This is a genomic window from Niabella yanshanensis (assembly GCF_034424215.1).
Taxonomy (GTDB): domain Bacteria; phylum Bacteroidota; class Bacteroidia; order Chitinophagales; family Chitinophagaceae; genus Niabella; species Niabella yanshanensis.
In genome coordinates this window covers 3,673,843-3,689,265 of record NZ_CP139960.1, presented here as the reverse complement: position 1 = coordinate 3,689,265, position 15,423 = coordinate 3,673,843, and the positions used below count along the sequence as shown (strand labels likewise).

The following is a 15,423-nucleotide window of genomic DNA, read 5'->3' as shown; positions in this document are numbered from 1 at the left end:
GAATAGGGAAATATTCAATACTCAATTTTCAATAAGCCAATGCCCTGCGCTTCTGCTTTCTGTGGGAACTTTAAAAAGCAATCTTTTGTTTGGGAACCTAGTTTTGGCGCTTTCTTAAAATGAATAAAGAATATACCTGGCATTTATTTGCCCTGCATTTAAACGAAATACCCTTTAATCATGAAAACCTGGCCGAAATAAAAGTAGCCGGGAAAAAGATCTGCATTGCACGTATGGCAGATAAAGCTTTTGCCTGTGCGGCTCAATGCCCCCACGCTGCCGCGCCTTTGGTTGGCGGATACGTAAATGTGCAGCAACAGATCGTATGCCCTTTGCACCGGTACAAGTTTAGCCTGGAAAATGGCCGGAATGTTTCGGGCGAAGGCTATTACTTAAGAACCTATCCAATTGAGGAAAGAGAAGATGGCTGGTATATCGGCTTATAAAATCAGCGCCTAATTCAGCGTTTCTTAGCCGCATCTATTTTTTTCTGTATATCCCGCCAATCATATATCTGGAAAACCTTGCCGTTACTCATGGCCACAAAAAAACCTTCGGGATACAGGTTGCCAAAAGAAAGATTGGTAACATCTGAACCATCACTTTCCAATGTGCTTGTTTTTACTTTGGTGATCAGCGGGTGTTCGTTCATTTTCCCTGACATTCCTTCGCGGGGATAGATCATAAAAGAATTGTCCTGTTGATTGGAGACGAGTATATAACCCGTTGAAGCCGTTTTCTTATAAATGGAAATCCCTTCATGATCATCTGTAAAACCGGTTGTTGCAAAAAGCGCCAGCTCCTGGTTGCCTTTAGCCGGATCGGCATAGTACTTTCTTACACCCACCTGTTCATCCGAATAATAAACATATCCTAGCTCATTATCCATCGCAATGGATTCTATTTCCTTTTTACCGCTATAAGTACCAAACTTCCGTACTACTTCACCGGTTATGAAACCTTCTTTCGACTGCTTTAATTCATATTGCCATATGTAAGATCCGGTGGGCCCCGTCTTCCGCCCAACCATGGCATATATTTTTCCATCGGGAGCTGTATAAATGGCAATGCCCATACCGTCGCGACAGCCGGCACAGGTATCCGCTTCAAACACGGGAATGCCGCCGTTATCAACAGGTTGCAGATCAGGTAAAGAAAACACTCTGACCCTATTAGCTTTTCGTTCGGTAAAAATGACTGCATCCACCGTGCCATTTTTATACTTCAAATTATAAGCAACATCTACATTGTTGGGTCTCTTTAAACCGGTAACTTTTTTAACGGTCTTTCCTTTCAGATCAAAAGCATAAATACCGCCGCCTTCTTCTTTGTCAGTACCTACGATCAGGGATTGCATTTTATCCTTCGGGTTGATCCATATTGCCGGATCATCGGTATCAAACCCCGTGGTATCGGTAGTATATAATGGCTTAAGCACAGTATGATCATTGCCACCGCTTTTTGGGGTGGAAGAACAGGAATGTAGCCCTGCTATGCCGAAAACCAGAGCTGCAGCTGCCAGATAGCTGTATAACGGTTTATAAAAATATTTCATCGTATTTTTTAGAAGTTTCCCTTTTTTCAATAAAAAAGAAGCTGTTACTTTATTTTGTTACATCGAATTTCAATCCAAAATTGTATCGCTGGCGATAGTACTCCATTTGCATCGTTCTATCGCTTACACCCTGGTAATATCGCAATGGCTGATTGGTCAGGTTATTGGCTTCCGCAAAAAGTCTTAAATTATTAGTAACTTTATAGGATGCATTCGCATCAAGAAAGAGCTGTTTATCATAAAAACGGTCATTAAAATTATCACCGCCCAGCTCATCCAGGTAAGCCGCTGTATAGTTCAGCGAAGCTCTTGCCGAAAAACGTTTGTTCTCCCAGGATAAAGAAGCATTAAACATATGCGGTGCGGTACCCGGCAACATAATTCCTGTACGCAGATCGCCATCCAGGCTATAAATGCCTTTAGCCGACGACTTTGTATACGTATAGTTGGTATAAATACCGAATCCTTTTAAAAACTTACCGGGTAGAAAATCCAGCTGGCGCTGTAAAGCCACTTCAAGGCCGTATACTTTTACCTGCTCGCCATTGCGCGATTGGATCAGCGTCCAGTTATCATCGCCCTGTATCGGGTTTTGTAAATCCGGAAATTCCGCAGCATATTTGTCGCGCGTATAAAACTCATCTCTGAAAGTATAAATAAAATTATCGATATTCTTATAGAACACTCCCCCGGAAATAAGGCCTAATGATTTAAAATAATACTCGGCCATCAGATCAAAGTTCCAGGAGTAAGATGCTTTTAAAGCAGGGTTTCCGGCGCTGATCTCGTTATCATCCAGTACGGTACTTACAAAGGGAGAAAGGGTATAATAGTTAGGTCTGGCCAGGGCAGTGGTTGCCGCCGCCCGCAGTACAAAGTTTTCCATTGGAACGTACTTGAAGGTCAGGCCCGGCAAAACATTCAGGTAGCTATTTTTTATCGAACGTTCGCCCACCAGGTCTTCTTCATCCTGTATCACATTACCCACATAAGTAAGGCTGGTATTCTCTAATCTTACTCCGGCGATCATACTTAGCTGACTCGAAAAGTCCTGGTCCCAACGTACATACCCTCCTACAATACGTTCTTTCGCATGATAGTTTACGGCCAGGTATTCATCTGGTGCATCTTCAGCTTCAAAGCGTGAAGCATCATTGAAATTTAAGCCGCCCAGGAAATCTTTTGAAGTAAAAGTTCCGGGAATATATTTACTGTTGGGGCTCCATTTTTTTCCATCCCATAACACGGTATCTACATCAGCCAAAGTAGCCATCTCTCCATTCAAGGGCTCGTATTTGGTAAACTGGTTATACCTGTCCTTATTTTTAAGACGCAACCTGCCACCAAAACGCAACCTGCCTTTTTCGCCATTAACAATACTCACTGGCAAGCGGAAATTAATACGGGCGCCAAATTCATCTTCAGTAGTGTTATCTGTATTTTCCGTCAATTCGCCCAACTCATAATCGCCCAATGCCGGAGCAGTAACGACACCCGGTAAAGGGTACTTCATCGATCCAAAATCCCGGCTCAACTCTACACCCGAAGTTTCATAACGGATATATCTTTCATTAGGCCGGTATTCGCGGGCCGTTGAATAGCTGGCAGACCAGTCCATATCCAGCAAGCTTCCAAATAAATGATCGCCACGTAAAGAATAGTTTTGAACGGTTTGCTGTTCTAACCTTGCAGACTTAATACGGTTATTGTCAATCCCCCCCTTGGTCTGTCTTCTTTGCTCGCCGGTAAAGCCAATAATTTGCTGTTCATCATTGGCATCATATATAGGCTCTATATCTACCGTCGCAAGACGATACCTGTTTTCCCAGTCATCCCTCCAGTTATACATGGCATTCAAAGAAAGCCGGTGCCTGCCATTAAACTTATAATCAAAAGACCCGGCAGCACTGCGGCGTGTCCTCGTAATATCATATTTACGTATATCATGTTCTTCCAGGTAAATATTTCCAAATTCATCTTCCTTCCACACGCCTTCTACGTTATCAGAACCATACCTATTCGTATTATAAGATCCACTCAGCACCATCCCGAATTGATCATTAAAGAACCGGTTCCCATACACCAGTCCACCCGAAAAAAGCCCGCCATTGCGGATAGGATTAAGCCCGCCGGACAATGTTGCTGAAATACGCTCACCATTAGACGGGGCCCGTGTGATGAGGTTTACGGATCCCCCGATCGCATCTGCATCCATATCAGGCGTCAGGGTTTTATTTACTTCAATCGTTTGCACCATATCCGAAGGGATCAGGTCCATTTGCACGTTACGGTTATCTCCCTCGGCTGAAGGGATACGATCTCCGTTAATAGTTACAGAGTTTAACTCAGGTGCCAAGCCGCGTATAATAATATTTCGCGCTTCGCCCTGGTCATTTTGCATCGTAATGCCAGGTATGCGCTTCAGGGCATCTCCAATATTCGCATCCGGGAAACGGCCCACCTGGTCGGCCGAAACAATATTGGTGATATTACCGCCATTCTTCTGTTGATTCAGCGCCTTCATTTGTCCGCGAAGCCGGTCCCCTATCACCACTACCGCATCCAGCATACCACTGTCATCCAATGTAATAGTTACATCCAGGTTTTTACGATTCGCAAAAAAAGTTTTAACCAGCTTTTGGTACCCGATATAAGACACTTCCAGCACAACACTATCCGCTTCTTTGATATTCAGAAACTCAAAATGTCCTTTGGCATCAGTGTAAGTATAATTGCCCTGCGGAAGTAACCTGACTGTTGCGCCAGGTAGCGCCAGGTTATCCTTATCTTTTATAAGGCCGGTAACAACAATATTCTGGGCTTTCGTATAGATAATACCTGATAAAAATAAAAGCAGTAGTAAGCCTTTTCGCATGGTAGTTTTTATTTGGCCGCAAAGGTGAGCTTTGCAGTAAAAACAATACCATGTAAGCAGGTTATATAATTATTACGGAATTGTGTACTGAATATTAAGCATACCAATCCTTGTACATTCATTCACAAATACCAGGCGATGCTATTTCCTGGGCATAGTAACCGCTATTGCGCATTTAACTTAATCTGGACGCCCCAATCCTGTTTTAAACAAAAATACTGGTATTCCTTTTCAAATGGAAGTACTGCATCGGGCACTACATAATCCCAAGTAGAATTGATAGAGGCGGCATCGCCGAACGTAATATACATTAGTGGCAGACTAACAACTATTTTAGTGTTGGGCAGCTCATACTCCAGCATATGCCCCGCTGTTATTTGTCGTGCAGCGCCACCGGTAGGTAATCCCATAATACTACCTCGTTTTGAGCGCTGAAAAAGGTTGGCAAAATAGGCGGCAGCCGAAAAAGTACCTCCATCGGTAAGCAATGCTACCGGTCCGGAAAACCGGTAAGGACTGGGTTCTCGCTTAAAATGGATATCCTTATAAGTACTGCCATTTTGGGTCACTGAGCCATCATAGAGCCGGTACAGCATTTTGCGCCCGTCGCTTTTGGTGGCTACTGGTCGCTGATCGATACGCTTCAGGTAATCGAGCGGAATATCCTTTACCGGCATCATTTTTAAATGGTGTACCTCATCAAACGGGGTGCCTGCAAGGTAGGAAAGCAGGAGACCCGGCACCAACAACAGCCCCCCGCTATTACCACGAATGTCGAGGATCATCGAACGGGGACTTTTGCTCTGAACGTGTTTAAACAGGCTATCAAACATTTGGGTATATGGCATAGAAGAATCGCCAGATAGCCCTGTAAATGATTTCAATTGAAGATAATAACCCTTCGTAATTTCATTAAATTCCACGTACGTTTGGTTAAGATTTTGTTCCGTTACTTTGGTCAGTGGGAAAACTGCATCATTTTGCAGTGCAAACGCATTTCTTAAACTAACTGCTTTGCAGGTAACGGTTTTTAACTCTTTACTTTTAAGGTTTTCGTTGTAAGTGATTATAAATTCATCAGCCCCACCGTACTCAAGAAAATACATAGCGTGAAAAATACTACCTAACCTATGCTTAAAATGGTTAACCTCCCGATCGCCGCGCAAAAATTTATGAAGTATACTATCCGCACTAATTCCATTGATTGACCTAATAAGACTCCCATAAGGCAACATTGCTTTTTCACTATTTACAACAAAACGATCTCCTAAAAGGTAAATAGGCACCGGGAAGAATACAGATGAAACAGGAAACAACTGCTCGTTAAGGTCAAAGGAAGCATGTTCATCGTATCCTGCGTTTATTTGAAGCCTGGTCACATACTTAATAAATTCCAGGCCCGTTGCCTGTTCCAAAGGGAAAGTACGCTCGGCATCCGCGAACATTCTTTCCATTTGTACTCTGCTGTCATTGGTCAATAGCGGATTTGTATTGGTGACTATGCGTTTTAAAACAGACAGATCATGTAACAATTCCTTTTGGGAAAACTTTGCTTGTCCGGCAACATCGAAAAATAATAGCAAAAGGATGGCAACGTAGAGCAGTGTTCGCATGTATAGCTTTTGACAAAAATAAAGCTTAGCTTTTGTTCAAGGCTAAAAATGACTGTACAATGCAGGTACCACAATCTCAATTGATGTAGCAAAATTTTTCCCACATTGTTACAACAACGCCTGTTTAAGATTGTCGATCACTATAAGATGGAACCAGCGCTGTATTTTTCTGCCTCCGGTTAATACGAAAGCGTTTTAATTTCAGTACCCACACCTTGTAAGAATCGTATAAAATTACGACCAGTAAAAACGCAGCGATGATAAAGAACATCTTAAACTGCAGTGTTTTATAGAATAGGGCGAAAAGAACGCCCCCCGCTACGTACGATATAGCGATAGAGAAGATCAATGTAGCTTTATCCCGCAGCTCTCTTTTGTTCCTGAATTTTTTATTGGTAAACATAGAGGCCAGCACGCCCAGATCGGTTGTTGCACCGGTAAGATGTGTGGTTTTTACCGCAAAATTTGAAATGCTGGCTGTAAGCCCGTTCTGCAGGCCCATAGCAAATAACATCAGAGATAACATTAGTTCTGACTCATGTAACGATCCCTTATACCCATAAGTGCCATAAATCCCTACGACCAGGATGCAAGCCAATTCCAGCAGCAACGGAAGCGCATGCGCGAGGTATTTGTTTCTATCCGATAGATTTATAACCAGGAAATTGGATACAAAGCTGCCGAAAAAGAATAGAAATATCCAGGAACCCACTAATGCAATCTGGTAAATATTGCCATTTACCAACTCTGATGCGAAAATGGCAAAATAACCGGTAACATTAGATGAAAATGACAGGAACAGCAATAGTGAAGCCACATTGACCATACCTGCTACGAGCGCAGTCAATACACCTAATCTTACATTATCTCCCAATGTTCTGCTATTACTATATTTACGTAACATCATTTTTTAGATTTTCACACAACTAACCTTCGCGATACCACGAATGTTCGCATCTGTATCAAAGTTTAACTCCAACTTACCTTTTGTCAGCCTGGCTATATTGTATCGCTCAACCCTGTTATTATCATAGGTGATCATTAATATATTCCCCCGTCCTTTTATCTTCCAGCTGGCCTGCTTTTTTATATGATGGCTACTTAAAATAAGGCTGCCATCCGGATTAAATACCCAGCTCTCTGCGTCAATAATGCCAAGGTCTGTAGCAGACATTTCTTTAACCTCCCTCGCATCTGAGCTAATAGCCCTGTCTATATGAGCACTGTGGTATACTCTGTCATATTCCCAATGCACTTCTTTCCAGGATCCGAGAATAACCGTTTCGGGATCATGATAAGCTTTGATAGTAAATGATAAGCAAGCAAGTGCTGCAAAAACCGCCGCTATTATTATAAATGTTTTCTTCATTGTCTCTTTTTTACGGGTTGAAATCTTTATTATTTACCCGGTTCAACTCTGAACAAAACTATTGCAGCAGTATTAGAACCATATAAAGCTCAAATTAGAATTCAATTAGAAAAAAGAAGGTTTACATTAGAACCACATTAAAAAAAGCATATATAATCAACTGGTTGTCATTTTTTTCTTAAAGAAATCTTAACAATGCAACCTTTAGAACTTTAGCAGCAACCAGTTGGCATTTTTTTGTAAAATGAAGAGGTTGAGGCGCCTGATTTTATTTTCCTTAATTGCCCCTTGTATATTTATTACATATTGCTGAGACATGAGAAATCCACATTAAATTTTTCATCATCCTTTGTAAAATTCATGGACAAAAAATTTAGTGTAGGTTTGTTATCCAAATACAATTTTTTATCCGTGCCATTTAAATTACATACCCCATTTCAGCCCGCCGGTGATCAGCCAACAGCTATTGCCCAATTAACAGAAGGTGTTTTTGACGGCGAAAAATATCAGACCCTGCTTGGTGTAACAGGTAGTGGGAAAACCTATACGATGGCCAATGTGATACAAAATACACAGCGGCCCACACTGATTATCACCCATAACAAAACGCTTGTAGCACAGCTATATGGCGAGTTTCGGCAGTTTTTCCCCGAAAACGCAGTGGAGTATTTTGTATCCTACTATGATTATTATCAACCAGAAGCCTACTTACCGGTAAGCGATACTTATATAGAAAAGGACCTGGCCATTAATGAAGAGCTCGACAAACTCAGACTTCGTACCATCACCAGTTTATTAAGTGGACGAAGAGATATTATAGTGGTGGCGTCTGTAAGCTGTATCTATGGTGCAGGAAACCCGGCTGATTACGAAAACAGCATTATCCGCATTGAACGGGGGCAGACCATTTCGCGCCAGGCTTTTTTACATGGCCTGGTGAATTCCTTATATACCCGCACCACTATTGAATTTAATCGCGGTACTTTCCGGGTAAAAGGTGATACAGTGGATATCAATCTTCCCTACGTGGATTATGGTTACCGGGTCACTTTTTTTGGCGATGAAATTGAAGAGATCGAGACCATTGAGGTAGCAACGAATAAAAGGATTTCGACGATAGGGAATGCTGCGATTTTCCCTGCCAACCTTTATGTGGCTCCTAAAGACATGATACAGCAGGTGATCTATGAGATCCAGGATGAAATGACGGCGCAGGTTGAATATTTTACCAGCACCGGTAAGCTGATAGAAGCCCAGCGTATTAAGGAGCGCGTGGAGTATGATATTGAAATGATCAAAGAGCTGGGCTACTGTAATGGTATTGAAAACTATTCCCGTTTTTTTGACCGGCGGCAGCCAGGCACCCGTCCGTTCTGCCTGCTGGATTATTTTCCGAAAGATTACCTGATGATCGTGGATGAAAGCCACCAGACCATGCCGCAGATCAGTGGTATGTACGGCGGTGACCGTAGCCGGAAACTCATCCTGGTTGATTATGGATTCCGCATCCCATCAGCCCTGGATAACCGCCCGCTTAATTTCCATGAATTTGAAAGTCTGCAGAACCAGGTGATTTATGTATCTGCCACCCCCGATACTTATGAGCTGGAAAAAACAGGCGGCGTAATCGCCGAGCAGGTGGTACGTCCTACAGGTTTGCTTGATCCCCCTATTGAGGTAAGGCCCAGTATTAACCAGATTGATGATTTACTGGATGAAATCGATAAAACAGTAAAAAAAGGCGACCGTGTGCTGGTGACTACTTTGACCAAGCGTATGGCAGAGGAAATGGATAAATACCTGCATCGCATCAATATCAAATCAAAATATATTCATAGCGAGGTAGATACCCTGGAGCGGGTGGAAATATTACGCCAGTTGCGTTTAGGTGAGATCGATGTACTGGTAGGTGTAAACCTTTTAAGAGAAGGCCTGGATCTGCCGGAAGTAAGCCTAGTAGCGATACTGGATGCGGATAAGGAAGGCTTTCTACGTAATGAAAAATCATTGACACAGACAGCCGGCCGTGCGGCAAGAAACGTTGATGGCAAGGTGATTTTTTATGCAGATACCATGACTGGCAGCATGCAGCGAACTATTGATGAAACCAACCGACGCCGCGAAAAGCAGATTGCTTATAATATCGAACATAATATCACACCACGTACCGTAGTTAAGTCGAAAGAAGATGTATTCAAACAGACCAGTGTTTTAGACATCAAAGGCTTCGACGAAAAAGAGCCTTTGGCCATTGGTTTTGATGAAGACCTGGTGACGGTGGCTGCGGAAGATGAAGTAGTGTATAAAACCATTCCGCAGATGGAAAAGGCTATTGCCAAAACCAAAAAAGATATGGAAAAAGCGGCGCGTGATCTTGACTTTATGGAAGCCGCCAAGTTAAGAGATGAAATGTTCAGGTTGCAGAAAGAGTTGGAGGGAATGAAGTAATGATCATAACTACCCCCGACCGTACCGGCACGGGCGGGCGAATGCGTAGCGGGTTGGTTCAGGCTACAAAAGAGTTAGAAGTATGAATTGCATTCTGTTTGAATTATTTAGTCAATCCTTTAGCGTTTTACAATAGTAAGCGCTTATAATAACTAAAGTTTACAATGTCCACCTTCCTATCAGCCGAATGGCGCAAACTGGCAATGGCCAATTATGCGATTGATCCGGCTATTCTAAAACCGTTTATTCCTTACAAGACCGAGCTGGATGACTGGAACGGCGCCTGCTATGTAAGCCTGGTGGGTTTTATGTTTTTACAAACCCAACTGCTGGGAATAAAGATACCGGGGCATGTAAATTTTGAGGAAGTAAACCTGCGTTTCTATGTCAGGTATAAAGATGGTGTTGAATGGAAGCGGGGCGTAGTATTTGTCAAAGAAATAGTTCCCAAAGCCATGATCGCCTGGGTGGCTAACAACGTATATGGCGAAAACTATGAAGCGCTACCCATGCGCCATGACTGGCAGATCGGCAAAAACAAACAGGTAATCAGCTACGGATGGAAAAAGCAGCAATGGCATGAGATGATCCTTAATGCCAGCTCAGCTCCAGAAGATATTGCAGCAGGCAGTAAAGCTGAATTTATAACCGAACATTATTGGGGCTACACACAAAGGGGGCAGTCAAAAACCGGGGAGTATGAAGTACAGCATCCACGCTGGCAAACCTACGAAGTAACTGATTATAGCATCAACGTCGACTTTGAATTATCATACGGACCTGTATTTTCGTTTCTGAACAATATGGAACCGCAATCAGCTCTTTTGGCTGAAGGCTCGGCAATAAAAGTATTGAACAGCCGAACTATTCGATAGTTTTATAGCTTCTTCAATATCAAAATATTCCCGAGGCATTTTCCTTTATAAATAGAAAAATGTAACTTTAAAGTATGAAAGGGCAAGTTGCAGACAAAAAATTAGAGTTAATTCAATGGCTCTCAACATTAGAAGATGATGCCACCCTAAATAAACTCATCGAGTTTAAAAATGACGAGACGGCTTTGCTATGGAACCAAATTGCAGATATTGAGAAAGAATCAATAAGCAAAGGAATAGAAGACGCAGATCAGGGGAAGCTAACCGACCATTCTTTTGTGCGCAAGCTGTATGAAAAGTGGCTATAAAATATTGTGGACTGACAATGCCCTCGACGAATTACAAAATACAGTAGAATATCTGGAATCTCAATTCGGCGTAAATGAGTTACGTCAACTAGCTCATAAAATTGAATCAGTAGTAACGCTCCTTCGGCATAATCCTTACTTATTTTCAGAATCAGAATTCAAAGGCGTCAGAAGAGTAAACATCTTAAAACTAAATACGCTCTACTTCAGAATAAATACTGAAACAGTCGAAATTTTATCCTTTTTCTCCAATAGGCGAGATCCATCCAGCAGAAAGCTATAACATAATCAGCATTCTTATTTTCAACAATCATCACTTATCTTTGCTTCACTCATGGGGTGCCTTAATATTACGGGCTGAGATCATACCCAATAACCTGATCCGGGTAATGCCGGCGTAGGGAATAGACTTTTACCGTTTCTATTACATTTCCGTGGGTTTTTATTAATATATCATTATGAACCCGAGTGAATGGTTTCAACTTTTTTTACAGCAGCTAAAAGCAGTACCGCTTCTGGAATGGATAGGGGTCAGTTTTGGTGTGGCTGAAGTACTGCTGGCCCGCGCCAATAAAATATGGCTATACCCCTGTGGCATAGTATCGGTTATGGTCTCAACCTATATCTTTTTTCATTCGGGATTGTATGCCGAGAGTGCCCTGAATATGTACTACCTGGTGATGAGTATTTATGGCTGGTGGTGGTGGCAAAGAAGAAAGGACCATGATACGCCTCCCGTTACCCGCGCTACAAAAACCGAGTGGTTGAAAACGATTGGCATTGTGGTAAGCGCGTTTGTGATCTTATACACCGTATTAACAAAATTTACCGATTCAACCGTACCGGTATTTGACTCCTGGGTGAGCGCAACCGCCTGGGCGGGGATGTGGCTGTTGGCAAAAAGGAAAATAGAGAACTGGATACTGCTCAATATCAGCAATGCATTTGCGATCCCGCTATTATTTTATAAAGGATTGCCCCTCTACGCCCTCTTAACCCTTTTCCTTTTCATTATTGCGGTATTAGGTTATATCGACTGGAACAAAACCATTAAAAAAAATGAACAAAAAACAGCCTTTAGCTTTGAATAAAGAGCGAATTGACGAATTAAGAAGATTGTGCAAAGAAGCCGAAAAGAAAGGATCATTATCCCATGCTGTTTTAAAGATCATCTTCGAGGAAAAATGGTTTAAGCTTTTTCTACCTAAGGCCTATGGCGGGTTGGAGCTAGATCTGCCCGAAGCCTTACGGTATGAAGAGCAGCTGGCTTATATTGACGGCAGCCTGGGTTGGACCATAACACTGTGCGCAGGTGCGAATCTTTTTGCAGGTTATATACACAGCAGGAAAGCTGCCTCCATTTTCTCTTCATCCAAAGTATGTTTTGGTGGAAGTGGCGCCGTAAGCGGAGTAGCTGCTAAAGTAAAGGGTGGATATATAGTGAACGGCTTCTGGCGTTATGCTACCGGCGCACCACATCTTACTCATTTTACCGCAAACTGCACTATTGAAGAAAACGGTCAGCCACTGTTAAATAAAGACAACAGTCCGGTGGTAAGATCATTCTTCTTTAATAAAAAAGATGTCATCATCCACGAAGACTGGAACACCATGGGGCTGATCGCCACAGCTGGTCATAGCTTTAGCGTGAAGGATCTGAAAGTGTCCTTAGACCAAAGTTTTATTATTGATGCTGCTCACGCAAGTTTAAAGGACCGCATTTACCAATATCCTTTTATGCCCTTGGCCGAATCTACCATTGCTGTTAATACATTAGGGATGACACGGAGGTTTATGGAACTGGCTCTTGAAATCGTTAAAAAGAGACAACACAAAATTGGTGATGCGGCTTACGATTTTGCTGCGGGGCAGATTACCAAAGAACAACAAAAAATAACTCAATTGGCTGGTGAGCTTTACCAATGGGTGCAAATATCCTGGGACGAGCTCATTTCCAAAGGGAAGCTTTCCGGGAAAAGTATCGCCAGGATATCAGGTAAAAGCCGGGACCTGGTGAATCATTGCAGAACTGCAGTAACAGCCATTTACCCATACTGCGGGCTCGCAGCAACCAACCCTTCTTCCGATATCAACAGGGTGTTCAGGGATATCTTTACAGGCAGCCAACACGGATTGCTTACTTTTAAACGTTAAAAGCTTTTGGCCAGTTTTTTAATGTCTCCCGCAATACGGCTGATAAACAAAAACTGGTCAACAACGGGTTTAAATTCTACCAGTACTTTGCGGGTCTCGGTCTCCACCAGGCCCTGCTGCAGTTCCAGTCTTCTTTTAGAGACCAGTTCGTCTAATTCCTCTTTTAATTCGATGGGGGCATGATGCTGCGCTTCAGTAACTTCTTTGTGCGCTATGTGCAATAATGCTTCATTAAGCTCCGCTGTAATATCATCTTTAATGGCATGAAAATCTTCGTCGCCATACTTATTCTTAAAACCCCTGGCAAAGCTGGCCAGCGATACAATATGTGAGTTTAAGGTGTAGATCAATACCACCATTTGGTGGATCTTCTTCAGATCGCCTTGCTTGCTTTTGGGTTCGTTCATCATACGGGTAAAGCCGCCCGACAAATTGGCCTGCTCAATAAATGCTTCCTTCCTGCTCAGCTTGTAATCCAGGTCGTTCATGGCTCCTGTAGCAAAAGTTGCAGCCACTGTTTCAAAATATTTCTTCGATGTTTTCAACGCACTGCTGATATAAGTATTCAACTGCGTTTTTTCCCAGGAAGGCACCAGAATATAGGCAGCTATAAATGCAATGATCGAACCGACAGTCGTATCAATTAGCCTGCTTTTAAATATCTCGTAAAAATTATGGCTATTGAGCAGGTAAAAGAAGATCATGATAAACGCCGTCATGAAAATTACACTCACCAGGTACTTGGTACGCATAAAACTATAAGTGATGATCATTAAAAAGATCATGGCCGCAAACTTGCCATTTTGCGTTGGGATCAAATATAATAATGCCAATCCTCCTAATGCGCCCACAAAGGTTCCTAACAGCCTTTGGTAATTTCGCTGGCGGGTAACACTATAAGTCGGCTTTAGTATAACAATGATCGTCAGCAATACCCAGTAACTGTACTGCAGCTCCAACAAATTGGCTACCCCGTAACCCAGTATACAGGCCAGCGTTACCCGGATGGCATGCCTGAAGCTATTGGATTTCAAGGAAAAGTTTTCTTTAAGTATTTCAATATCCAGGTCTGTTTTAGTTACAAAATACTCATAGTTCCCTGACAGTTTGTATTCCTTTATTTTCTTACGATCGTAACGGGTATAATGGTGCAGGGTGTAAATACGCAGTGTAATCTCCTCAACGGATTGAAGCAGTTTACGCATATTTACCAGTGAGTCGAAGGTTTCGGGATTTCGGTATTTATTGGCAAATTCTTCAAACCTGGTTTGTAAAAGCTTCAGCTCATTATTCAATTTCCGGGTAGCCCGCGGCGGACGGCCGCTTTGCACGGCCAGGCCGATCTGGTGTAACTCATCTACGATCACATAGATCATTTGCTGAAAATGGCTTAAAATGCCACTGTCATCGAAGCGTTTATGCATCGCCTCGTAATTGTAAAAGGTGGCCGATGATTTTTCAAACAGATCTATGGACTCCGTAAAAATGATCAGCAGCGTACGGCCTGTTACCGTTGATTCCTTTACAATGTTGCGGCTTTTAAAAAGCATTTCCCGCAACAGGGTTTGCTTATCCTGTATCTGCTGCTGCTCTTCCATCAGCATTTTATAGACCTTATCGTAATCAGCGTTCTTATCATAAAAAAGAGCCCGGGTGCCGAAGTAGTCGCCAATGGCGATAATATTATCACCTAAAGCCTGCTGGATGATCTTATAAGGTCTTACACCGAATAAAGCCAGGCTGAGCATGGTATACCAAAGACCTCCTGCAACCAGGAATAGTCCATGAATCAGCACGTCTACTCCCTCGGCACGCATATCGAGGGTTAAGATCATGATCAGGATCCCTGCGAAACCAATGGAGTTAACCCGAGCGCCGTAAGCGCCGATAAAACTCAGGGAAAAGCAAAATATAGTGATCCCTACCCCCAGTAAAAGAGGGTGATGATTGATATAACCGGTTATTACGGATGAGAAAAAAATAAGCGCTATCGTAGCCAGCATGCCATTGCGTCGCTGGTGTATGGGACCGGGTATATCCGAAGCGCTAACTGCCATGGCGCCTAAAGAAAGTATCAAACCTATTTCAAGCTTACCAAAATAGCTGAATACGATTGCCGGCAACGTAATACCAATGGTGATACGAATGGCTTCATTGAAGTAGTAGCTGCTTACAAATTGTTTATATTCCTTTATATAATCCACAACACAAAATTACCGGTAGTTT

At 42.6% G+C, this 15,423-nt stretch carries 13 protein-coding genes and 1 riboswitch; of the genes, 7 read left to right on the top strand and 6 right to left on the bottom strand.

Annotation, left to right across the window (positions count from 1 at the left end):
- The first annotated feature begins 119 nt into the window (after window positions 1–119).
- Window positions 120–446, top strand: coding sequence for a Rieske (2Fe-2S) protein (locus tag U0035_RS15260; RefSeq protein ID WP_114791876.1), 327 nt, complete (start codon window positions 120–122; stop codon window positions 444–446).
- A 14-nt stretch (window positions 447–460) separates the two neighbouring features.
- Here U0035_RS15260 and U0035_RS15255 read toward each other — a convergent pair whose 3' ends face one another.
- The 5 genes from U0035_RS15255 to U0035_RS15235 all read right to left on the bottom strand — a co-directional run bounded on the left by U0035_RS15255 (window position 461) and on the right by U0035_RS15235 (window position 7,412).
- On the bottom strand, window positions 461–1,555 hold the full coding sequence (locus U0035_RS15255; RefSeq protein ID WP_114791877.1) for a phytase: 1,095 nt from the start codon (window positions 1,553–1,555) through the stop codon (window positions 461–463).
- 49 nt (window positions 1,556–1,604) lie between these two features.
- On the bottom strand, window positions 1,605–4,430 hold the full coding sequence (locus tag U0035_RS15250) for a TonB-dependent receptor (RefSeq protein ID WP_114791878.1): 2,826 nt from the start codon (window positions 4,428–4,430) through the stop codon (window positions 1,605–1,607).
- 164 nt (window positions 4,431–4,594) lie between these two features.
- Window positions 4,595–6,043 carry a S41 family peptidase gene (locus U0035_RS15245; protein ID WP_114791879.1) on the bottom strand — a complete coding sequence of 483 codons (1,449 nt, stop codon included), beginning with the start codon at window positions 6,041–6,043 and terminating at the stop codon, window positions 4,595–4,597.
- 124 nt (window positions 6,044–6,167) lie between these two features.
- Window positions 6,168–6,950, bottom strand: a complete 783-nt coding sequence (locus U0035_RS15240; protein ID WP_211316480.1) for a YoaK family protein — start codon at window positions 6,948–6,950, stop codon at window positions 6,168–6,170.
- Between the two features lie 3 nt (window positions 6,951–6,953).
- Window positions 6,954–7,412: a hypothetical protein gene (locus U0035_RS15235; protein ID WP_114791880.1), complete on the bottom strand. Its 459-nt coding sequence runs from the start codon at window positions 7,410–7,412 to the stop codon at window positions 6,954–6,956.
- Window positions 7,413–7,772: 360 nt separating this feature from the next.
- On the opposite strand from U0035_RS15235, the gene uvrB reads away from it, so the two are divergent.
- The 6 genes from uvrB to U0035_RS15210 all read left to right on the top strand — a co-directional run bounded on the left by uvrB (window position 7,773) and on the right by U0035_RS15210 (window position 13,197).
- On the top strand, window positions 7,773–9,860 hold the full coding sequence (gene uvrB, locus U0035_RS15230) for an excinuclease ABC subunit UvrB (RefSeq protein WP_211316481.1): 2,088 nt from the start codon (window positions 7,773–7,775) through the stop codon (window positions 9,858–9,860).
- 164 nt (window positions 9,861–10,024) lie between these two features.
- Window positions 10,025–10,735, top strand: a complete 711-nt coding sequence (locus U0035_RS15225) for a YqjF family protein (protein WP_114791881.1) — start codon at window positions 10,025–10,027, stop codon at window positions 10,733–10,735.
- A gap of 74 nt (window positions 10,736–10,809) precedes the next feature.
- Window positions 10,810–11,043 (top strand): hypothetical protein, encoded by a 234-nt coding sequence (locus U0035_RS15220; protein WP_114791882.1) that lies wholly within the window; start codon window positions 10,810–10,812, stop codon window positions 11,041–11,043.
- Complete coding sequence (locus tag U0035_RS23000) at window positions 11,027–11,326, top strand: type II toxin-antitoxin system RelE/ParE family toxin (RefSeq protein WP_114791883.1); 300 nt, start codon at window positions 11,027–11,029, stop codon at window positions 11,324–11,326. Before U0035_RS15220 ends, U0035_RS23000 begins: the two co-directional genes overlap by 17 nt.
- 42 nt (window positions 11,327–11,368) lie before the next feature.
- Window positions 11,369–11,464: riboswitch (TPP riboswitch) on the top strand.
- A gap of 37 nt (window positions 11,465–11,501) precedes the next feature.
- Entirely contained in the window at window positions 11,502–12,134 is a 633-nt protein-coding gene (gene pnuC / locus U0035_RS15215; RefSeq protein ID WP_114791884.1) for a nicotinamide riboside transporter PnuC, read from the top strand.
- Window positions 12,103–13,197, top strand: a complete 1,095-nt coding sequence (locus U0035_RS15210) for an acyl-CoA dehydrogenase family protein (RefSeq protein WP_114791885.1) — start codon at window positions 12,103–12,105, stop codon at window positions 13,195–13,197. Before pnuC ends, U0035_RS15210 begins: the two co-directional genes overlap by 32 nt.
- Here U0035_RS15210 and U0035_RS15205 read toward each other — a convergent pair.
- On the bottom strand, window positions 13,194–15,401 hold the full coding sequence (locus U0035_RS15205; RefSeq protein ID WP_114791886.1) for an FUSC family membrane protein: 2,208 nt from the start codon (window positions 15,399–15,401) through the stop codon (window positions 13,194–13,196). The genes U0035_RS15210 and U0035_RS15205 overlap by 4 nt on opposite strands.
- Between the last annotated feature and the right edge of the window lie 22 nt (window positions 15,402–15,423).